We start from the raw sequence: 20481 nt of genomic DNA, 5'->3' as shown, positions 1-20481 counted from the left end.
GATCAGCCCTCCGAGGGAGCGAGGCGCGCGAGTTCCGCCTCCGTGGACTTGAGCAGGTCGTTCCAGGACGCCTCGAACTTCTCCACGCCCTCGTCCTCCAGGACCTGCACGACGTCGTCGTACGAGATCCCGAGCTTTCCGATCGCCGCCAGGTCGGCCCTGGCGGCGTCGTACGTGCCGCGCACGGTGTCACCGGTGATCGCGCCGTGGTCGGCGGTGGCCTCCAGGGTGGCCTCCGGCATGGTGTTGACCGTGCCCGGGGCGACCAGCTCGTCCACGTACAGCGTGTCCTTGAAGGCCGGGTCCTTGACGCCGGTCGAGGCCCACAGCGGACGCTGCTTGTTGGCGCCGGCCTTGTCGAGGGCGGCCCAGCGGTCCGAGGAGAAGACTTCCTCGTACGCCTCGTAGGCCAGCCGCGCGTTGGCCAGCGCGGCCTTGCCCTTGAGGGCCTTGGCCTCGTCCGTGCCCAGCTTCTCCAGGCGCTTGTCGATCTCGGTGTCCACACGGGACACGAAGAACGACGCCACCGAACGGATCAGGGACAGGTCCAGGCCCGCGGCCTTGGCCTTCTCCAGGCCCGCCAGGTAGGCGTCCATGACCTCGCGGTAGCGCTCCAGCGAGAAGATCAGCGTGACATTGACGCTGATGCCGAGGCCGATGACCTCGGTGATCGCCGGGAGGCCCGCCTTGGTGGCCGGGATCTTGATCAGCGTGTTCGGGCGGTCCACCAGCCACGCCAGCTGCTTGGCCTCGGCGATGGTCGGGGTGGTGTGGTGCGCCAGGCGCGGGTCCACCTCGATCGAGACCCGGCCGTCCTGGCCGCCGGTGGCGTCGAAAACCGGACGCAGGACGTCGGCGGCGTCACGGACGTCCGCCGTCGTGATCATGCGGAGGGCTTCCTCGACGGTGACCTTACGGGCGGTGAGGTCGGCGAGCTGCTGCTCGTAGCCGTCACCCGAGGAGATCGCCTTCTGGAAGATCGACGGGTTCGTCGTGACACCGACGACGTGCTGCTGGTCGATCAGCTCGGCGAGGTTGCCGGACGTGATGCGCTTGCGCGACAGGTCGTCCAGCCAGATCGCGACGCCTTCGTCGGAGAGGCGCTTGAGTGCGTCTGTCATGGGTTTTGCATCTCCTACTTGTCGTGTACGGGCGTCAGCGCGCGGCGGCTTCGATCGATTCCCGGGCGGCGGAGGCGACCGCGTCGGCGGTGAAGCCGAACTCGCGGAACAGCACCTTGGCGTCGGCCGAGGCACCGAAGTGCTCCAGGGACACGATGCGCCCGGCGTCACCGACGAAGCGGTGCCAGGTCAGACCGATGCCGGCTTCGACGGCGACACGGGCCTTGACGGACGGGGGGAGCACGCTGTCGCGGTAGGCCCGGTCCTGCTGGTCGAACCACTCGACGCACGGCATCGACACCACGCGGGTGGGGACGCCCTCGGCCTGAAGCTGCTCGCGCGCCTCGACGGCGAGCTGGAGCTCGGAACCGGTACCGATCAGCACGACCTGCGGCGTGGTGCTCTTGCCGTCGGCCCCTTCGGCGTCGAACCGGATGTAGGCGCCCTTGGCGGTGTCCTCGTCGGCCGGGTACGTCGGCACGCCCTGACGGGTCAGCGCGAGGCCGTGCGGGGCCCCCACGCCGTACTCCTTGGTCCAGCGCTTGAGGATCTCGCGCCAGGCGATGGCGGTCTCGTTGGCGTCGGCCGGACGCACGATGTTCAGGTTCGGGATGGCGCGCAGCGAGGCCAGGTGCTCGACCGGCTGGTGGGTCGGTCCGTCCTCGCCCAGGCCGATGGAGTCGTGCGTCCACACGTACGTCACCGGCAGGTGCATCAGCGCGGACAGCCGGACGGCGTTGCGCATGTAGTCGGAGAACACCAGGAAGGTGCCGCCGTAGACACGGGTGTTGCCGTGCAGCGTGATGCCGTTCATCTCCGCGGCCATGGAGTGCTCACGGATACCGAAGTGGATCGTGCGGCCGTACGGGTTCGCGCCCGGCAGGGGGTTGCCCTCGGGCAGGAACGACGAGGTCTTGTCGATCGTGGTGTTGTTCGAGCCCGCCAGGTCGGCGGAGCCGCCCCACAGCTCGGGGATGACCGCACCGAGCGCGTGCAGCACCTTGCCGGACGCGGCGCGGGTGGCCACGGCCTTGCCGGTCTCGAACGACGGGAGGTGGTCCGCCCAGCCCTCGGGCAGTTCGCCCGCGGCGATCCGGTCGAACTCCGCGGCGTGCTCGGGCTGGGTCGTGCGCCAGTCGGCGAACCCCTTCTCCCACTCCTTCTTCAGGTCACGGCCGTGGTCGAGGGCCGCGCGGGTGTGCGCGAGCACCTCTTCGGGGACCTCGAAGGACTGCTCCGGGTCGAAGCCCAGGACACGCTTGGTGGCCGCGACCTCCTCCTCGCCCAGCGCCGAGCCGTGCGCGGCCTCGGTGTTCTGGGCGTTGGGGGCCGGCCAGGCGATGATCGAGCGCATCGCGATGAACGACGGGCGCCCGGTCTCGGCCTTGGCCGCCTCGACGGCGCGGTACAGCGCCTCGGGGTCCAGGTCGCCGTTCGCCTTCGGAGCCACCCGCTGCACGTGCCAGCCGTAGGCCTCGTAGCGCTTGCAGGTGTCCTCGGAGACCGCGGTCTCGGTGTCGCCCTCGATCGAGATGTGGTTGTCGTCCCACAGCATGATGAGGTTGCCGAGCTTCTGGTGGCCCGCGAGCGAGGAGGCCTCGGCGGAGATGCCCTCCTGGAGGCAGCCGTCGCCGGCGATGGCGTAGATGGTGTGGTCGAAGGGCGAGCTGCCCTGGGGCGCGTCCGGGTCGAACAGGCCGCGCTCGTAACGGGCGGCCATCGCCATGCCCACCGCGTTGGCGACACCCTGGCCCAGCGGGCCGGTGGTGGTCTCCACGCCGGTGGTGTGGCCGTACTCGGGGTGGCCCGGGGTCTTCGACTCCCAGGTGCGGAACGCCTTCAGGTCGTCCAGCTCCAGGCCGTAACCGGCGAGGTAGAGCTGGATGTAGAGGGTCAGGCTGGAGTGGCCCGCGGAGAGGACGAACCGGTCGCGGCCGGTCCAGTTCGCGTCCGCCGGGTCGTGCCGCATCAGCTTCTGGAAGAGAAGGTAGGCGGCCGGCGCCAGGCTCATGGCCGTACCGGGATGGCCGTTACCGACCTTCTGCACGGAATCCATGGCCAGGACACGGACGGTGTCCACTGCCCGCTGATCCAGTTCGGTCCACTCGAGATCTGTGGTGGTCGGCTTGGTGCTCACCCTGAGTCAGGGCTCCTCTCCACATGTCGAATGCCGCGGACGGTATGTCCGCCAGGCGGTGTCGAGCCTACCCCCGCAAGGGCGTGCGTCTTTTCGACGCTCAGTCGGCGATTTCGGCGCTCAGTCGGTGGGCGTATGCCATGGCGTCCCGCCGCTTCGGGCGCTCAAATCAGGACTTGAGGCATTCCCGGTCCTGAGGTGAGGCCCTAGGAACCAGACTGCCGGGCGGCAGCCCCCTTCGCCTCCCGAACGCCGGGCGAACGCCCGGGGGGAGATGACCTCACCACCCCACGGCCGGGCGCCCAACACGACCCCACCCCCGCGAAGATCGCCGTATGGCCAACGTCTAAAGTGGCGTGGTACGCGCAAGCCCTTTACCGCGTCTTCACTGCCGGAAGGGCTTGCAGGCCTTATCTCTTCTGCGGCAAAGGCCGCCGATGTTACTTCCAGGGGTGTGCGTGACGGCCGTCGAATCCCGACCTGCGGGTGGGGGCACCGCCCACGCCGTCAAGGCTGTGGGGGAGTGCTCTCAGGTCCCCCGGAATCCCGGTGAGCGGCCGTTCGGGGCCCGCGTCAAGGCGTTCGTGGCGCTGACCAAGCCACGGGTCATCGAGCTGCTGCTGATGACCACCGTGCCGGTGATGTTCCTGGCGGCCAAGGGTGTACCGGACCTGTGGCTGGTGCTGGCGACCTGCATCGGCGGTTACCTCTCCGCCGGTGGTGCCGCCGCCTTCAACATGTACATCGACCGTGACATCGACGCGCTGATGGACCGTACGTCCCAGCGGCCCCTGATCACCGGCATGGTGAGCCCCCGTGAATGCCTGGTCTTCGCGACCGTCCTCGCGGTCGGCTCCACGGCCTGGTTCTGGGTCCTCGTCAACCCGCTGTCGGCAATGCTGTCGCTCGGTGCGCTGCTTTTCTACGTCGTCGTTTACACGATGATCCTCAAGCGGCGCACCAGCCAGAACATCGTCTGGGGCGGCATCGCGGGCTGTATGCCGGTCTTCATCGGCTGGTCCGCGGTGACGAATTCGGTCTCCTGGGCCGCGCTGGTCCTCTTCCTCGTCATCTTCTTCTGGACGCCGCCGCACTACTGGCCGCTGTCGATGAAGGTCAAGGACGACTATGCGCGCGTCGGTGTGCCGATGCTGCCGGCCGTCGTGGGCAACAAGGTCGTCGCGCGGCAGATCGTCGCCTACAGCTGGGTGATGGTGGCCGTGTCGCTGCTGCTCCAGCCGCTGGGCTACACGGGCTGGTTCTACACCGTCGTCGCGGTCGCCTGCGGCGCCTTCTGGCTCAAGGAGGCGCACGGTCTCCAGGCCCGCGCCAAGGCCGGTATCACGGGCGCCAAGCTCAAGGAGATGCGGCTGTTCCACTGGTCCATCACCTATGTGTCGCTGCTGTTCGTCGCCGTCGCCGTGGATCCCTTCCTTCACTGATTACCGATGGGTAGCATGCTGTTCATGGCAGACACCCAGCAGGCAGACGAGCAGACGGAGACGGCGGCCGGGGCGCGCACCGACAAGCGGGCCGGCAAGCGTGCGGACAAGCTCGCCAAGCAGATCCGTGCCTTCGCCGCCACCCACGGCGGCAGCGCCGAAGGCCAGCTCGCACACATCGGCCGCGGCCGCACCCGGATCGCGCTCGTCGGAGCCGACGGCGAGTGGGGCAACCTCGTCGCGGACACCTTCGGCTCCGCCAAGGACGCCGCCGACAAGGCCGGCATCACGCTCCACGACGACTTCGACGGCGACTTCGCCGCCAAGGTCCGTACCGGCCGCTACGAGTGGTCCCGGATGGCGGGCATCCAGGTGGGCGGTCCGGCCAACAGCTGACGGTCCGGTGCCGGGCGCCGTGCGCCGGGGCGCACGCCGGAAGCGGAGCCCGCTACCTCACCACCTCCTCGCCCGTTAAGCCCACCAGGCGCGGCGCTCCGGCCGCGCTCGGCGGGCTCTCGGCGAGGAGGGGCGGATGGACGGACTTCCACCGCTCATCGATCAGTACAGCCATGGTGCGGTGCACGGCGAGCTCGGCCTCGGCTCCTTCGAGACCCACCTCGCCGCCGCGGCCGGCGCACACGGCCCGGCCCCCGTCGGCACCAGCTACTTCGACAGCTTCACCGGCCTTGCGATACGCCGCTGGTGCCCCCCGCTGCTGGGCCTGGACCCGCACTGCCCGCCCGCCCGCTACCTGGCCCGCCGGCGCGAGGTCGGCGCCTACCGGGCCGGACGTCTGCTGCTGCGCGGCTCCGGCATCGGCACGTTCCTGCTGGAGGCCGGCACCCCCAGCGAGCTGACCTCGGCCACCGAACTCGCCACCGCCGCCGAGGCCGGCGCCCATGAGGTCGTACGGCTCGAACCGCTCGCCGAGCAGGTCGCCGACACCTCCGGCAGTGTCGACTCCTTCCTCGGCTACACCGCCGAGGCCCTGTACGCCGCGGCCCAGCACACCACCGCCTTCGCCTCCGGCGCCACCTACTGCGACGGGCACGCCCCCGAGGCCGGCGAGGTACGGCGCGCCGCGGACCGCTGGCTGCGCGGCCGCCGGCCCGGCGAGCGGCTGGGCGAGCCCGCGCTCGTACGGCATCTGCTGTGGAGCGCGGTGGCGACCGGTCTTCCGGTGCAGCTGCACTGCCCCGACCCGGGGCCGCTGGCGGGCTTTCTGCGTGCCACGACCGGTATCGGCTCGGCTCTCGTCCTGCTGCCGCAGGCGCCGCACCACCGGCGGGCGGCGCAGCTCGCCTCGGTGCACGCCCATGTGTACGCGGACGCCGGGCCCTGCCCGGAGGAGACGCTCGGTCAGGCGCCGTTCGGCAAGCTGCTGTTCTCCTCGGGCGCCCGCGGGCTGCCCGAGCTGTATGTGACCGGCGCCCGGTGCTTTCTGCGGGCCATGGGCCGCCTCGTACGGGAGTGGACCGACGAGGGGCTGTGCGGCACCGAGGACGGGCGGCGGATCACCGAGATGGTCGGGTCGGGGACCGCGCGCCGGGTCTACCGGCTGAGCGCGGAGGCCGGCTGAGGTTCGGCGGCCTCCTGCTCGCGGGAGGGGGCGGACCCGCCGGGGTCCTCCTCCTGGAGCGGACCGCGGTCGCGCAGCGACAGACAGACCCGCAGCACACAGATCCACACCAGGGCCGAACCCAGCATGTGGAGCCCGATGACGATCTCGGGCAGACCCATGAAGTACTGGACGTAGCCGATGACGCCCTGGAGCGCGATACAGGCGAACAGCTCCAGGAGCGTCCGGCGCGGGGCGGCCGGCGCCTTGACGGCGCGCAGCGTGAACCACAGGGCCACGGACAGGCCGACGACGATGTAGACGAAGTCGACGTGGAGCTGGGTGATCTCCTGCCAGTCCAGCGGGATGCGGTGGACCTTCTTGGCGTCGCCCGCGTGCGGGCCGGTGCCCGTGACGACCGTGCCGATGACGGTGAGGGCGCCGGTCGCGGCCACCAGCAGCCGGGCCAGCTGCCGCGCCGGACGGGGGACCAGGCCGCGCGGTTCCTCGTCGCCCTCGCTCGCCCGCTTCCAGCTCAGTACGGCGACGGTGAGCAGCGCCGTGGCCGCCAGGAAGTGCGAGCTGACGATGTACGGGTTCAGGCCGGTGAGGACCGTGATGCCGCCGATGACGGCGTTGCTCATGACGAGCCAGAACTGCGCCCAGCCGAGCCGGGTGAGCGAGCGGCGCCGGGGGTGACGGGCGCGGGCGGCGATGATGAACAGGCCGACCACCGCGCACAGGACGTACGTCAGCATGCGGTTGCCGAACTCGATCAGCCCGTTGATGCCCATCGCGGCGGTCGGAGTCAGGCTGTCCGGCGTGCACTTGGGCCAGGTCGAGCAGCCCAGCCCGGACTGGCTGAGCCGGACCGCGCCACCCGTGACGACGATGATCACGGCCATGACGACGGTGGCCAGCGCGGCCCGGCGCACAAAGGCCGCGGACGGCTGCCAGCGGCGGGCGATCAGCTCAAGGGGATTCAGCGTGTTCGGCACGGGAGCCATCGTAGGCGGCGCCTTGTGCAAACTTTCACGAGGGGTGCGTAACCCACCGGACCCGCGCGGAACCACTCCGCACCACGGCCGTCCGGCGGCTCACTCCCCTGCGAACGGCCGTCCGGCGGCTCACTCCCAGCGGAAGAAGCGGGCCGCCGTGCCCAGACCCAGCACCGACCAGCCGGCCAGGATGCCCAGGTCCCGCCAGGGGATGCCGGCGCCGTGCTGGAGGACGTCGCGCAGCCCGTCGGACAGCGCCGCGATCGGCAGCAGCCCGAGGACGCTCTGGGCGTCCTCCGGGAACTTGTCCAGCGGGACGATCACGCCGCCGCCGATCAGCAGCAGCAGGAACACCAGGTTGGCCGCCGCGAGAGTGGCCTCGGCCTTGAGCGTGCCGGCCATCAGCAGGCCCAGACCCGAGAAGGCGGCGGTGCCCAGCAGGAGCAGCAGCACCACGGAGAGCGGGTTGCCGTGCGGGGACCAGCCCAGCGCCAGGGCCACGGCCGTCAGCAGCACGATCTGGAGGACCTCGGTGACCAGCACCGCGCAGGTCTTGGCGGTCATCAGCCCCCAGCGCGGCAGTGGTGAGACGGCGAGCCGCTTCAGCACGCCGTAGCGCCGCTCGAAGCCGGTCGCGATGGCCTGGCCGGTGAAGGCGGTCGACAGCACGGCGAGCGCCAGGATGCCGGGCGCCAGGAAGTCGACGGAGCTGCCCGCACCGCCCGCCGTATCGGTGGGCACCGCGACGATGTCGACGGCGGAGAACAGCACCAGCAGCAGCGTCGGGATGATGACGGTCAGCAGCAGCTGCTCGCCGTTGCGCAGCAGCATCCTGGTCTCCAGGGCCGCCTGTGCGCGGATCATCCGGGGCAGCGGGGCCGCACCGGGCCGCGGGGTGAACGTGCCGGTGACGCCACCGGCCTCGGTCGTGGTCATGCGCGCAGCTCCTTGCCGGTGAGCTCCAAGAAGACGTCCTCCAGGGTGTGGCGCTCGACGGCTATCGCGTCGGGCATCACGCCGTTCTGGGCGCACCAGGAGGCGACGGTGGCCAGCAGCTGCGGGTTGACCTTGCCGTGCACGCGGTAGACGCCGGCGGCAGGTTCTGTGGCGGCGCTGTCGGCGGGCAGCGCCTTGAGGAGCGAGGCGATGTCGAGGCCGGGGCGGCCGGTGAAGCGCAGGCTGTTCTCCGCGCCGCCGCGGCACAGCTCGTCCGGGCTGCCCTGGGCGATCACCCGGCCGCCGTCGATGATCGCGACATGGTCGGCGAGCTGCTCGGCCTCGTCCATGAAGTGGGTGGTCAGTACGGTGCTGACGCCGTCGGCGCGCAGTTCCCGTACGAGGTCCCAGGTGGCGTGCCGGGCCTGCGGGTCGAGGCCGGCCGTCGGCTCGTCGAGGAAGACCAGTTCGGGGCGGCCGACCACGGCCATCGCCAGCGCGAGGCGCTGCTGCTGGCCGCCGGACAGCCGCCGGTAGGGCGTCCGGCCGCAGCTGCCCAGGCCGAGCCGCTCGATGAGCAGGCCGACGTCGAGGGGGTGGGCGTGAAGGGTGGCGGTGTGCCGCAGCATCTCCTCCGCCTTGGCGCCCGTGTAGACGCCGCCGGACTGGAGCATCACGCCGATGCGCGGCCGCAGCGCCGCGGCGTCGGCGACCGGGTCCAGGCCCAGGACCCGGACTCGGCCGGCGTCCGGGCGGCGGTAGCCCTCGCAGATTTCGACGGTGGTGGTCTTGCCGGCGCCGTTGGGGCCGAGCACGGCGGTCACCGCGCCGCGCGCGACGGTCAGGTCGAGGCCGTCCACGGCGGTCTTGGTCCCGTATCGCTTGACCAGGCCGTCGACCTCGACGGCAGGCTCTCGTCCGGGGGTCCGGGGGGCGCCCCCCGGGGAGGTGCTGCGCATGGCGGGCAGTCTACGGAGAGTGGCGGGGAGTTCTTCAACGGGGGCGCAGGTGCTTTTCCGCGCCCGGGTACCCAATCCGGCGGTGTGCGGCCCTACCAATTCCGCCGCTCCGCGCGCCCTGGTGCGCCCGCGCTTGGCGGGACCGTCCCGTCGCAGGTCGGCAGCGCTTCCAGGGGCTCGGAAGGTACTTGAAATTAGGGCAGCCTAAGTGATAGAGGCCACCCGTCCGTGATCCGGACGAGGCTTGTATCGCTTTGGCGAATTACGCAACAATGGCGTTGTGAAATACGCGAGCGAGGAACAGGAAGGGCCCGAGGTCGACCAGACCGCCGGGCCGGCCGCCTCCGCGCACGAGCAGACCGAGCGGCGCGGGACGGGCGCCGCGCCTGCCCCGGCGCCGCACGACGAACAGCAGGGCACCCGCAACAGGGTCGCCCGCTCCATTCTCGACCACGGTCCGTCCACCGCCGCCGAGCTGGCCCTGAGGCTGGAACTGACCCAGGCGGCCGTCCGCCGGCATCTGGACGCGCTGGCCGCCGAGGGCGTCGTCGAGCCCCGCGAGAAGCGGGTCTACGGCGCGCGTGGCCGCGGCCGCCCGGCCAAGGCCTTCGCCCTCACCGACTGCGGGCGCGATGCCTTCGACCAGGCCTACGACCAGCTCGCCTCCGACGCGCTGCGCTGGATCGCGCAGGGCGCGGGCGGCGGCGAGAAGGGCGAGGCCGCCGTCGCCGCATTCGCCCGCGCACGGCTCGCCGCCCAGGCCGAGGGCTACCGCAAGGCGGTCGAGTCCGCCGGTCCCGAGGCCCGTACCGAGGCCCTGGCGAAGGCGTTGACCGCCGACGGGTACGCTGCTACGGCGCGCAGCGCCCCCAATCCCCAGCTCGGTGAACAGCTCTGCCAGCACCACTGCCCGGTTGCCCATGTCGCCGAGCAGTACCCGCAGCTGTGCGAGGCGGAGACCGAGGTCTTCTCCCGATTGCTCGGGACCCACGTACAGCGACTTGCCACCATCGCCCACGGCGACGGGGTGTGCACGACCTTCGTCCCGAAGGCCGGTGCCGGCAAAGCCGCTCACAGCACCGCACGCACCACCAAGACCACCACAGCATCTGCAAGCACGGCCGGGAGGAACCCCGCATGACGCTCCCTACGGAGACTGCTCACCCTGAGCTCGAGGGCCTGGGCAAGTACGAATACGGCTGGGCCGACTCCGACGTGGCCGGCGCCTCCGCCAAGCGCGGTCTTTCCGAGGCCGTCGTCCGCGACATCTCGGCGAAGAAGAGCGAGCCGGAGTGGATGCTCAAGCTCCGCCTCAAGGGTCTGAAGCTGTTCGACAAGAAGCCCATGCCGAACTGGGGCTCGGACCTGTCGGGCATCGACTTCGACAACATCAAGTACTTCGTCCGCTCCACCGAGCAGCAGGCCGCCTCCTGGGAGGACCTGCCCGAGGACATCAAGAACACCTACGACAAGCTCGGCATCCCCGAGGCGGAGAAGCAGCGCCTGGTCGCCGGTGTCGCCGCGCAGTACGAGTCCGAGGTCGTCTACCACCAGATCCGTGAGGACCTGGAGGAGCAGGGCGTCCTGTTCCTGGACACCGACACCGCGCTCAAGGAGCACCCGGAGCTCTTCCAGGAGTACTTCGGCACGGTCATCCCGGTCGGCGACAACAAGTTCGCGTCGCTGAACACCGCGGTGTGGTCCGGCGGCTCGTTCATCTACGTCCCCAAGGGTGTCCGCGTCGACATCCCGCTCCAGGCCTACTTCCGGATCAACACGGAGAACATGGGCCAGTTCGAGCGGACGCTGATCATCGTCGACGAGGACGCCTACGTCCACTACGTCGAGGGCTGCACGGCGCCGATCTACAAGTCGGACTCGCTGCACTCCGCGGTCGTCGAGATCATCGTGAAGAAGGGCGGCCGCTGCCGCTACACGACCATCCAGAACTGGTCGAACAACGTCTACAACCTGGTCACCAAGCGCGCCGTCGCCTACGAGGGCGCGACCATGGAGTGGGTCGACGGCAACCTCGGCTCCAAGGTGACCATGAAGTACCCGGCGGTCTACCTGATGGGCGAGCACGCCAAGGGCGAGACCCTGTCCATCGCCTTCGCGGGCGAGGGCCAGCACCAGGACGCCGGCTCCAAGATGGTCCACATGGCGCCGAACACCTCCTCCAACATCGTCTCCAAGTCGGTGGCACGAGGCGGCGGCCGCACCTCCTACCGAGGCCTGGTCGAGATCGGCGAGGGCGCCGCGGGCTCCAAGTCCAACGTGCTGTGTGACGCCCTGCTGGTGGACACCATTTCCCGCTCGGACACCTACCCCTACGTCGACGTCCGCGAGGACGACGTCTCCATGGGGCACGAGGCGACCGTCTCGAAGGTCAGCGAGGACCAGCTCTTCTACCTGATGGCACGCGGCCTGACGGAGTTCGAGGCCATGGCGATGATCGTGCGCGGCTTTGTCGAGCCGATCGCCCGTGAGCTGCCGATGGAGTACGCGCTGGAGCTGAACCGGCTGATCGAGCTGCAAATGGAAGGTTCGGTCGGCTGACGCCCGGCCCCCAGCAGCGACTGACTCTCTGATTGCAGAAAGCGAGCACTACGACAGCCATGGCTGAGGCTCAGAACTCCCCCACTCTCGGCTCCGCTCGAGCGGGGGGGCCCCCACCGGCGGGTTCCACGACCACCGGCTCCCTTGCGGTGGCCGCGGAGTCCACCGTCGCCACCCGGATGAGCGCCCCGCCGTCCTACGACGTGGCGGACTTCCCGGTGCCGCACGGCCGCGAGGAGGAGTGGCGGTTCACGCCCCTCGCGCGTCTGAAGGGCCTGCACGACGGCAGTGCCGAGGCCGGCGGGCCGGACTTGAAGATCGACATCACCGCTCCCGAGGGTGTCACCCACGAGCTGGTCGACCGCGCCGACCCGCGGGTCGGCAAGGCCGGCAAGCCCGTGGACCGGGTCGCCGCCCAGGCGTACAGCTCCTTCGAGAAGGCCTCGGTGGTCACGGTCCCCAAGGAGACCGTGCTCACCGAGCCGATCCGGATCGCCGTCCACGGCGACGGCGGCACGGCCTTCGGCCACCAGGTCATCGAGCTGGGAGCCTTCGCCGAGGCGGTCGTCGTCATCGACCACACCGGTGACGCAGTGCTCGCCGCCAACGTCGACTACCTCCTCGGTGACGGCGCCAAGCTGACCGTCGTCTCCGTCCAGGACTGGGACGACCAGGCCGTGCACGTCGGGCAGCACAACGCCCTCGTCGGCCGGGACGCGAGCTTCAAGTCCGTGGTGGTCACCTTCGGCGGCGACGTCGTCCGGCTGCACCCGCGCATCACGTACGCCGGACCCGGCGGCGAGGCCGAGCTCTACGGTCTGTACTTCACCGAAGCGGGCCAGCACCAGGAGCACCGCCTCATGGTCGACCACGAGGCGCCCAACTGCCGCTCCCACGTCACGTACAAGGGCGCGCTCCAGGGCCAGGACGCGCACGCGGTCTGGATCGGCGATGTTCTCATCCAGGCGTCCGCGACCGGCACGGACACCTACGAGCTCAACCGCAACCTCGTCCTCACCGACGGCGCGCGGGTCGACTCGGTCCCCAACCTCGAGATCGAGACCGGCGAGATCGTCGGCGCCGGCCACGCCTCGGCCACCGGCCGCTTCGACGACGAGCAGCTGTTCTACCTGATGGCCCGCGGCATCCCGGCCGACGAGGCCCGCCGACTGGTCGTCCGCGGCTTCTTCGCCGAGCTGGTCCAGCAGATCGGTCTCCCGGACGTCGAAGAGCGTCTGATGAGCAAGATCGAGGCCGAGCTGGAAGCGTCCGCGGCATGACGTACGTACGCGCAGCGGCGCTCAGCGAGCTGGAAGAGGACACCCCCAAGCGGGTGGAGCTCGACGGCACGCCCGTCTCGCTGGTCCGCACCGAGGGCGAGGTGTTCGCGATCAACGACATCTGCTCGCACGCGAACGTCTCCCTCTCGGAGGGCGAGGTCGAGGACTGCTCGATCGAGTGCTGGCTGCACGGTTCCAGCTTCGACCTGCGCACCGGCAAGCCGAGCGGCCTTCCCGCGACGCGCCCCGTCCCCGTATACCCCGTAAAGATCGAAGGGGACGACGTGCTCGTCTCCGTCACCCAGGAGTCCTGAGTTCCCCATGGCAACGCTTGAGATCCACGACCTGCACGTCTCCGTCGAGGCCGAGAACGGCCCGCGCGAGATCCTGAAGGGCGTCGACCTGACTGTGAAGCAGGGCGAGACGCACGCCATCATGGGCCCCAACGGCTCCGGCAAGTCGACCCTCGCCTACTCGCTCGCGGGTCACCCCAAGTACACGATCACCGGCGGCACCGTCACCCTCGACGGCGAGGACGTCCTGGAGATGTCCGTCGACGAGCGCGCCCGGGCCGGCGTCTTCCTCGCCATGCAGTACCCGGTCGAGGTGCCCGGCGTCTCGGTCTCCAACTTCCTGCGCACCTCCGCGACCGCGATCCGCGGCGAGGCCCCCAAGCTGCGGCTGTGGGTCAAGGAGGTCAAGGAGGCCATGGAGCGTCTCTCCATGGACCCCGCCTTCGCCGAGCGCAACGTCAACGAGGGCTTCTCCGGCGGTGAGAAGAAGCGCCACGAGATCCTCCAGCTGGAGCTGCTCAAGCCGGCCATCGCGATCCTCGACGAGACCGACTCCGGCCTGGACGTCGACGCGCTGCGCACCGTCTCCGAGGGCGTCAACCGCGTCCGCGAGACCGGCGAGGTCGGCACCCTGCTGATCACCCACTACACGCGCATCCTGCGCTACATCAAGCCCGACCACGTGCATGTCTTCGCGAACGGCCGGATCGCCGAGTCCGGCGGCGCCGAGCTCGCCGACAAGCTCGAGGCCGAGGGCTACGAGGAGTACACGAAGGGTGGCGCAACCACGTGACACAGATGCCGGGCCTCCTCGACACAGAGGCGATCCGTAAGGACTTCCCCCTCCTGGATCGCGTGGTCCACGACGGGAAGAAGATCGTTTACCTGGACAACGCGGCGACTTCGCAGAAGCCCCGCCAGGTGCTCGACGCGCTGAACGAGTACTACGAGCAGCACAACGCCAACGTTCACCGCGGCGTGCATGTGCTCGCCGAGGAGGCCACGGCGCTGTACGAAGGCGCCCGCGACAAGGTGGCCGCCTTCATCAACGCGCCGAGCCGCGACGAGGTGATCTTCACCAAGAACGCCTCGGAGTCGCTCAACCTCGTGGCCAACATGCTCGGCTGGGCGGATGAGCCCTACCGCGTGGACCGCGAGACCGAGATCGTCATCACGGAGATGGAGCACCACTCCAACATCGTCCCGTGGCAGCTGCTCTCGCAGCGCACCGGCGCGAAGCTGAAGTGGTTCGGCATCACCGACGACGGCCGGCTCGACCTGTCCAACATCGACGAGGTCATCACGGAGCAGACGAAGATCGTCTCCTTCACGCTGGTCTCGAACATCATGGGCACGATCAACCCGGTCGAGACGATCATCCGCCGCGCCCAGGAGGTCGGCGCACTGGTCTGCATCGACGCCTCGCAGGCCGCCCCGCACATGGTGCTGGACGTACAGGCGCTCCAGGCCGACTTCGTGGCCTTCACCGGCCACAAGATGTGCGGCCCGACCGGCATCGGTGTGCTGTGGGGCCGCCAGGAGCTGCTGGAGGACCTCCCGCCGTTCCTCGGTGGCGGCGAGATGATCGAGACCGTCTCGATGCACTCCTCGACCTATGCGCCCGCGCCGCACAAGTTCGAGGCGGGTACGCCCCCGATCGCCCAGGCCGTCGGCCTCGGCGCGGCCGTGGACTACCTCGCCTCGATCGGCATGGACAACATCGCCGCGCATGAGCACGCGATCACCGAGTACGCCGTCAAGCGGCTGCTGGAGGTCCCCGACCTGCGCATCATCGGCCCGAGCACGGCCGAGGACCGCGGGGCGACGCTCTCCTTCACGCTCGGCGACATCCATCCGCACGACGTCGGCCAGGTGCTGGACGAGCAGGGCATCGCGGTCCGCGTGGGTCACCACTGCGCACGGCCGGTCTGCCTGCGCTACGGAATTCCTGCGACCACGCGAGCGTCGTTCTATCTGTACTCCACCCCCGCCGAGGTCGACACCTTGGTCGAGGGCCTGGAGCACGTCCGCAACTTCTTCGGTTAAACAGACACAGCCGGTTACCAAGCACAGCGGATGAGGACGAGGACTGACTGAGCCGTGAAGCTGGATTCCATGTACCAGGACGTCATCCTGGACCACTACAAGCACCCGCACGGGCGCGGTCTTCGGGACGGCGACGCCGAGGTGCACCATGTCAACCCCACGTGCGGTGACGAGATCACGCTGCGCGTGCGGCTCGACGGCGCGACGATTGAGGATGTGTCCTACGAGGGCCAGGGCTGCTCCATCAGCCAGGCCAGTGCGTCGGTGCTCAACGACCTCCTCGTCGGCAAGGAGCTCGGCGAGGCGCAGAAGATCCAGGAGACGTTCCTGGAGCTGATGCAGTCCAAGGGCCAGATCGAGCCGGATGACGCCATGGAGGAGGTGCTGGAGGACGCGGTGGCGTTCGCCGGTGTCTCGAAGTACCCCGCGCGAGTGAAGTGCGCGCTGCTCAGCTGGATGGCCTGGAAGGACGCCACGGCCAAGGCCCTCTCCGAGGAGGCGAAGACCGCATGACCGACACCCCGACCACCACCAAGCCGGCATCCGAGGAAGAGGTCCGCGAGGCGCTCTACGACGTCGTCGACCCCGAGCTGGGCATCGATGTCGTGAACCTGGGGCTGATCTACGGCGTCCACGTCGACGAGGCCAACATCGCCACCATCGACATGACGCTGACCTCCGCGGCCTGCCCGCTGACCGACGTCATCGAGGATCAGGCGAAGTCCGCCACGGACGGCATCGTCAACGAACTGAAGATCAACTGGGTCTGGATGCCCCCGTGGGGCCCGGACAAGATCACCGACGACGGCCGCGAGCAGCTGCGCGCGCTGGGCTTCAACGTCTGAGACGTCGCCGCCCGAAAGACCCGCCGATACGGCCGTGCCCACCGGACATCCCGGAGGGCACGGCCGTATCGCTGTGCCGGGGCCCCGTGGGTCCCGTCGCGGGACGGACCGGCGAGAGTTATGTACGACCGTACGCAACGTTGTGTACGCTCGTCCACATGGTCTACGTGACGCTTGCCTGCGCGATCCTCTCCGAGATACTCGCGACCACCGCGATGAAGTACAGCGACGGCTTCAGCAGACTGTGGCCGTCGCTGGCCACCGCGCTGGGCTATCTGCTCGCTTTTGCGCTGCTCGCCCAGACGCTCAAAACGATGAGCGTCGGCACCGCGTACGCCATCTGGTCCGGCGCCGGAACGGCGGTGATCGCGATGATCGGGATGGTCTTCCTGGGGGAGAGCGCCAGTGCGCTGAAGCTCCTCGGGGTGCTGCTGGTCATCGCCGGGGTCGTGGTGCTGAATCTGGACGGGGCGCACTGATGGCCCGGCGCTACGATCCGGACCGGCGGCAGCGGATCATCGATGCGGCGATCGCCGTGGTCGGTGAGCGCGGGATCGCCGGGCTCAGCCACCGCGCCGTGGCCGCCGCGGCGGATGTGCCGCTCGGCTCGACCACCTACCACTTCGCGACCCTGGACGACCTGCTGGTCGCCGCGTTGCGGCAGTCCAACGTCGTGTGCCTGGACGACTTCGCGCGCTGGGTCGACGGCATCGATCCGGCGGCACCGCTCGCCGAGGAGGTCGCGAGGCTGGTCGAGGACACGCTGACCGGTGACCACAGGCGGATGGAGCTGGAGTACGAGCTGTATCTGGCGGCGCTGCGGCACGAGGCGGTGCGGCCGATCGCCGCCGAATGCCTGGACGAGATGGTGCGGCTGCTCGGACAGCGGATCGGCGATCTGCGCACGGCGCGGACGGTGGTGGCCCTCACCGACGGGCTGGTGTTGCAGCATCTGCTGACCGGGCAGCCCTTCGACCCCGAGGCGGTGCGGGCCGGGCTGGCCGGGGTGCTGGGCTGAGCCGCCCGGCAGCGGGCCGCCTTCCGGACCCGGCGGGCGGGGTGGCGCGACCGTGCGGAGGGGCCCGGTCGTTGAGACCGGTTCGCCTCGACGGGCGCCCTCCGGTTAGGTTTCGGACATGACCGATGCTGCTGTTTCCGCTTCCCTCCCCCAGGCCCTGAACGGGCTGGGAGGTGCCCCCATCCCCGGCGCCGTCGCCGCCGGGCTTGCCACCGTCACCTCCGACGGCACCGTTCTCGACGCCTGGTTCCCGGCGCCCGAGCTGGTCGCTGTGACGGCCGAGGGCCCTGGCCCGGCCGGCACCGAGCGCCTCGACGACGAGCGCGCCACCGAACTGCTGGGCGCCGCCGTGCTCAAGGCGATCGGTCCCGACCCGGTCCGTGATGTCGAGGTCGTCGCCGTGCGTACGGTCATCGCCTCCCTCGACGACAAGCCGCTGGACGCGCACGACGCCTACCTGCGTCTCCACCTGCTCAGCCACCGGCTGGTCAAGCCGCACGGGCAGAACCTGGAGGGCCTCTTCGGCCTGCTGGCCAACGTCGCCTGGACCTCGCTGGGCCCGGTGGCCGTCGACCAGGTGGAGACGGTGCGGCTGAACGCCCGCGCCGAGGGGCTGCACCTGATGGTCACCAGCATCGACAAGTTCCCGCGGATGACCGACTATGTCGCGCCCACCGGGGTGCGGATCGCGGACGCCGACCGGGTGCGCCTGGGCGCGCACCTCGCGGCCGGCACCACCGTCATGCACGAGGGCTTCGTCAACTTCAACGCCGGGACGCTGGGCACCTCCATGGTCGAGGGCCGGATCAGCGCGGGCGTGGTCATCGGCGACGGCTCCGACATCGGCGGCGGCGCCTCCACCATGGGCACCCTCTCCGGCGGCGGCAAGCAGATCATCTCGATCGGCGAGCGCTGCCTGCTGGGCGCCGAGTCGGGCATCGGGATCGCGCTCGGCGACGAGTGTGTCGTCGAGGCGGGGCTGTACGTCACCGCCGGCACCCGCGTCACGCTGCCCGACGGCCAGATCGTCAAGGCCCTGGAGCTCTCCGGCGCGGACAACATCCTCTTCCGCCGCAACTCCACCACCGGCACCGTCGAGGCCCGCCCGAACAAGGCGGCCTGGGGCGGCCTCAACGAGGTGCTGCACAGCCACAACTGAGCGCACAGCCGTCACCGGGCGCACAGCGGCAAGTGAGTGCACAGCCGCGGTTGAGCGCACCGACACGGCCGGCCGTGCGCAACTGACCGTGCGCGGCCGAGTGTTCACGGCGGCGTCAGCGGCCCGGCGGGAGAACCGCCGGGCCGTTGCCTTTCCGCTTCCGCGCAGCCCCTGTGCCCGGCCCGGCCGGACGCCGATAGGCTTTGCGTCATGCGTGATCTTGTAGCGGGGATGCGGTATCTGGGCAAGGGGCAGCGCTGGGTCGCCCAGCACGGCCGGTGGTGGGGATTCGGGCTGATTCCGGCGCTGATCGCGCTGGTGCTGTACGCCGCGGTGCTCACCGTGCTCGCCCTCTGGTCCGGCGATATCGCCGCCTGGGCGACGCCGTTCGCCGACAGCTGGGGTTCGCCGTGGCAGGGGCTGCTGCGCGGGGTGTTCGTGGGGCTGCTGTTCGCCGGCGGGCTGATGCTGTCGGTGCTGACGTTCACCGCCGTCACCCTGCTCATCGGCGACCCCTTCTACGAGTCGCTGTCGGAGAAGGTCGAGGAGTCCGAGGGGTACTGCCCGCCGTCCCCGGACCGCCCGCTGTGGCAGGAGATCTGGATCGCCCTGCGGGACAGCGTCCATGTGCTGCTGCGGGCCGCCGGTTTCGGGATCCTGCTGTTCGCCCTCGGGTTCGTGCCGTTCCTCGGGCAGACCGTGATCCCGGTCCTCGGCTTCTGTGTCTCCGGCTTCTTCCTCACCGTCGAGCTGACCTCGGTGGCCATGCAGCGCCGGGACATTCCGGTGCGCGAGCGGCTGCGGCTGCTGCGGGGCCGCAAGGCGCTCGCGATCGGCTTCGGCACCCCGGTCGTGCTGCTGTTCCTGATCCCGTTCGTCGCGGTGGCGCTGATGCCGGGCGCGGTGGCCGGCGCGACGCTGCTGGTACGGGACCTGGTGGACGAGGAGGAGCCGCCCGCGCCGGACCGGGGCGAGGGCCCGTACGGGCAGGACCGGGCCGGGGCGCCGTACGGGCAGCCGGGCGGCTTCGGGCCGGCGCCCGGCCCGTTCCCCGCTAGCCAGGGACAGCCGCAGGCACCGCAGTACCCACATCCGCCGTCCGGTCCAGAGTCGTCCGCAGCGCGTCCGCCAGCCGGCTGGTGAGCTGGGCGTCCGCCGCCAGCAGCGGGCCGCGGACCGGTCCCGCGGGCAGGCCGAGGTGGTTGAGCAGCGCCTTCGCGGTGACCGTGCCGGGGTGCTCGCCGCCGGTCACCGCCTCGATGAGCGGGAGCAGCGCAAGCTGACGGCGGGCCGCCTCGGCCGTGTCGCCGGCCTCGAAGGCGTCCAGCACCGCACGTACCGCCCGCGGCGCGGCATTGCCGGCGGTGCTGACACAGCCGCTGCCGCCGAGCGCGCGGAGCGGGAGGATCTGCTCGTCGCAGCCCGCGTAGTAGGCCAGGCCCGTCGACGCCAGGACCTTCGCCGACTTCAGCGGGTCGTAGGCGCAGTCCTTGACCCCCGCGATCCGTGGATGGGCGGCCAGCCGCAGCAGCGTCCCGGCGGTCAGCGCGGTGCCGGTGCGGCCCGGGATGTCGTAGAGCATCACCGGCAGTCCGGTGGCGTCCGCGACCGTCCGCAGGTGGTGGGCGACGGCCTCCTGGGCGGGCCGCGAGTAGTAGGGCGTGACCACCAACAGGCAGTGTGCGCCCGCCCGTTCGGCGTTGCGGGCCAGTGCGACGGAGTGCCGGGTGTCGCTGGTGCCGACCCCCGCAGTGATCCGTGCCCGGTCGCCGACGGCCTCGACCACGGCCCGCACCAGGGCTTCCTTCTCGGCGTCCGAGGTCGTCGGGGACTCCCCGGTGGTGCCGCTCAGCACCAGTGCGTCGCAGCCGCCGTCGTCGACGAGGTGGGTGGCGAGCCGCTGCGCGCCGTCGGTGTCGAGCTCTCCGTCGGCGGTGAACGGGGTGATCATGGCGATGGCGGTACGGCCGAAGGGCGGTGCGGCCACCGGGCGTGCCAGGGGGGTGGTCATGGTCTCCATGCCAGGAGTCTGAGGGCGCCTCATATTTCACGTCCACTTAATTGTGCTGGCTGATTGATTAAGCAGTGCTACGTCCAGCGCGTGGCCGGAACGTGCAGCGGCCGCCGCGC

21 protein-coding genes are annotated in these 20481 nt (G+C 70.3%); 15 read left to right on the top strand and 6 right to left on the bottom strand.

Going from position 1 to position 20481, the window contains the following annotated elements:
- Positions 1–2 precede the first annotated feature (2 nt).
- Positions 3–1121 carry a transaldolase gene (tal, locus tag IF67_RS0122890; RefSeq protein WP_030988521.1) on the bottom strand — a complete coding sequence of 373 codons (1119 nt, stop codon included), beginning with the start codon at positions 1119–1121 and terminating at the stop codon, positions 3–5.
- Between the two features lie 34 nt (positions 1122–1155).
- Positions 1156–3258: a transketolase gene (gene tkt / locus IF67_RS0122885; RefSeq protein WP_030988519.1), complete on the bottom strand. Its 2103-nt coding sequence runs from the start codon at positions 3256–3258 to the stop codon at positions 1156–1158.
- Positions 3259–3716: 458 nt separating this feature from the next.
- Here tkt and IF67_RS0122880 point away from each other — a divergent pair, with 458 nt between their 5' ends.
- The 3 genes from IF67_RS0122880 (at position 3717) to IF67_RS0122870 (ending at position 6279) form a co-directional block, all read left to right on the top strand.
- On the top strand, positions 3717–4700 hold the full coding sequence (locus IF67_RS0122880; protein ID WP_420708704.1) for a heme o synthase: 984 nt from the start codon (positions 3717–3719) through the stop codon (positions 4698–4700).
- A 15-nt stretch (positions 4701–4715) separates the two neighbouring features.
- The gene (locus IF67_RS0122875; protein WP_030988515.1) at positions 4716–5096 is read left to right on the top strand and encodes a hypothetical protein; all 381 of its coding nucleotides are present in this window, start codon (positions 4716–4718) and stop codon (positions 5094–5096) included.
- A 136-nt stretch (positions 5097–5232) separates the two neighbouring features.
- Positions 5233–6279 carry an amidohydrolase gene (locus tag IF67_RS0122870; RefSeq protein ID WP_030988513.1) on the top strand — a complete coding sequence of 349 codons (1047 nt, stop codon included), beginning with the start codon at positions 5233–5235 and terminating at the stop codon, positions 6277–6279.
- Here IF67_RS0122870 and IF67_RS0122865 read toward each other — a convergent pair.
- The 3 genes from IF67_RS0122865 to IF67_RS0122855 form a co-directional block, all read right to left on the bottom strand.
- Positions 6252–7256, bottom strand: a complete 1005-nt coding sequence (locus IF67_RS0122865; protein ID WP_030988511.1) for a COX15/CtaA family protein — start codon at positions 7254–7256, stop codon at positions 6252–6254. The two genes, IF67_RS0122870 and IF67_RS0122865, sit on opposite strands and share 28 nt — an antisense overlap.
- Before the next feature lie 129 nt (positions 7257–7385).
- On the bottom strand, positions 7386–8192 hold the full coding sequence (locus tag IF67_RS0122860) for an ABC transporter permease (RefSeq protein WP_030988509.1): 807 nt from the start codon (positions 8190–8192) through the stop codon (positions 7386–7388).
- Positions 8189–9151, bottom strand: a complete 963-nt coding sequence (locus tag IF67_RS0122855; protein ID WP_030988506.1) for an ABC transporter ATP-binding protein — start codon at positions 9149–9151, stop codon at positions 8189–8191. Before IF67_RS0122855 ends, IF67_RS0122860 begins: the two co-directional genes overlap by 4 nt.
- 280 nt (positions 9152–9431) lie before the next feature.
- Here IF67_RS0122855 and IF67_RS0122850 point away from each other — a divergent pair, with 280 nt between their 5' ends.
- From IF67_RS0122850 to IF67_RS39470, 12 genes are all read left to right on the top strand, one after another.
- On the top strand, positions 9432–10292 hold the full coding sequence (locus IF67_RS0122850) for a helix-turn-helix transcriptional regulator (protein WP_030988504.1): 861 nt from the start codon (positions 9432–9434) through the stop codon (positions 10290–10292).
- Positions 10289–11710 carry a Fe-S cluster assembly protein SufB gene (sufB, locus tag IF67_RS0122845; RefSeq protein WP_030988502.1) on the top strand — a complete coding sequence of 474 codons (1422 nt, stop codon included), beginning with the start codon at positions 10289–10291 and terminating at the stop codon, positions 11708–11710. Before IF67_RS0122850 ends, sufB begins: the two co-directional genes overlap by 4 nt.
- Positions 11711–11769: 59 nt before the next feature.
- Positions 11770–12990 (top strand): Fe-S cluster assembly protein SufD, encoded by a 1221-nt coding sequence (sufD, locus tag IF67_RS0122840; protein ID WP_030988500.1) that lies wholly within the window; start codon positions 11770–11772, stop codon positions 12988–12990.
- Positions 12987–13304, top strand: a complete 318-nt coding sequence (locus tag IF67_RS0122835) for a non-heme iron oxygenase ferredoxin subunit (protein ID WP_030086270.1) — start codon at positions 12987–12989, stop codon at positions 13302–13304. The genes sufD and IF67_RS0122835 overlap by 4 nt, the downstream gene beginning before the upstream one ends.
- 7 nt (positions 13305–13311) lie before the next feature.
- Entirely contained in the window at positions 13312–14076 is a 765-nt protein-coding gene (gene sufC / locus IF67_RS0122830) for a Fe-S cluster assembly ATPase SufC (RefSeq protein ID WP_030988498.1), read from the top strand.
- Complete coding sequence (locus tag IF67_RS0122825) at positions 14073–15329, top strand: cysteine desulfurase (RefSeq protein WP_030988496.1); 1257 nt, start codon at positions 14073–14075, stop codon at positions 15327–15329. Before sufC ends, IF67_RS0122825 begins: the two co-directional genes overlap by 4 nt.
- A gap of 54 nt (positions 15330–15383) precedes the next feature.
- Entirely contained in the window at positions 15384–15842 is a 459-nt protein-coding gene (sufU, locus tag IF67_RS0122820) for a Fe-S cluster assembly sulfur transfer protein SufU (RefSeq protein ID WP_030086263.1), read from the top strand.
- A complete protein-coding gene (locus IF67_RS0122815) occupies positions 15839–16174 on the top strand; it encodes a metal-sulfur cluster assembly factor (RefSeq protein WP_030988494.1) in 336 nt (111 codons plus the stop codon). Before sufU ends, IF67_RS0122815 begins: the two co-directional genes overlap by 4 nt.
- 158 nt (positions 16175–16332) lie before the next feature.
- A complete protein-coding gene (locus IF67_RS0122810) occupies positions 16333–16653 on the top strand; it encodes a DMT family transporter (protein WP_030988491.1) in 321 nt (106 codons plus the stop codon).
- Positions 16653–17192, top strand: a complete 540-nt coding sequence (locus tag IF67_RS0122805; protein ID WP_030988489.1) for a TetR/AcrR family transcriptional regulator — start codon at positions 16653–16655, stop codon at positions 17190–17192. Before IF67_RS0122810 ends, IF67_RS0122805 begins: the two co-directional genes overlap by 1 nt.
- Positions 17193–17310: 118 nt before the next feature.
- Entirely contained in the window at positions 17311–18351 is a 1041-nt protein-coding gene (gene dapD, locus IF67_RS0122800) for a 2,3,4,5-tetrahydropyridine-2,6-dicarboxylate N-succinyltransferase (protein WP_234341254.1), read from the top strand.
- A gap of 210 nt (positions 18352–18561) precedes the next feature.
- Positions 18562–19494 (top strand): EI24 domain-containing protein, encoded by a 933-nt coding sequence (locus tag IF67_RS39470; RefSeq protein ID WP_078889573.1) that lies wholly within the window; start codon positions 18562–18564, stop codon positions 19492–19494.
- Here IF67_RS39470 and dapA read toward each other — a convergent pair.
- Complete coding sequence (gene dapA, locus IF67_RS0122790) at positions 19406–20371, bottom strand: 4-hydroxy-tetrahydrodipicolinate synthase (RefSeq protein WP_030988484.1); 966 nt, start codon at positions 20369–20371, stop codon at positions 19406–19408. The two genes, IF67_RS39470 and dapA, sit on opposite strands and share 89 nt — an antisense overlap.
- Positions 20372–20481 lie beyond the last annotated feature (110 nt).

Source organism: Streptomyces sp. NRRL S-1813, assembly GCF_000719605.1.
GTDB lineage: Bacteria > Actinomycetota > Actinomycetes > Streptomycetales > Streptomycetaceae > Streptomyces > Streptomyces decoyicus.
This window is presented reverse-complemented; position numbering and strand designations above follow the sequence as displayed.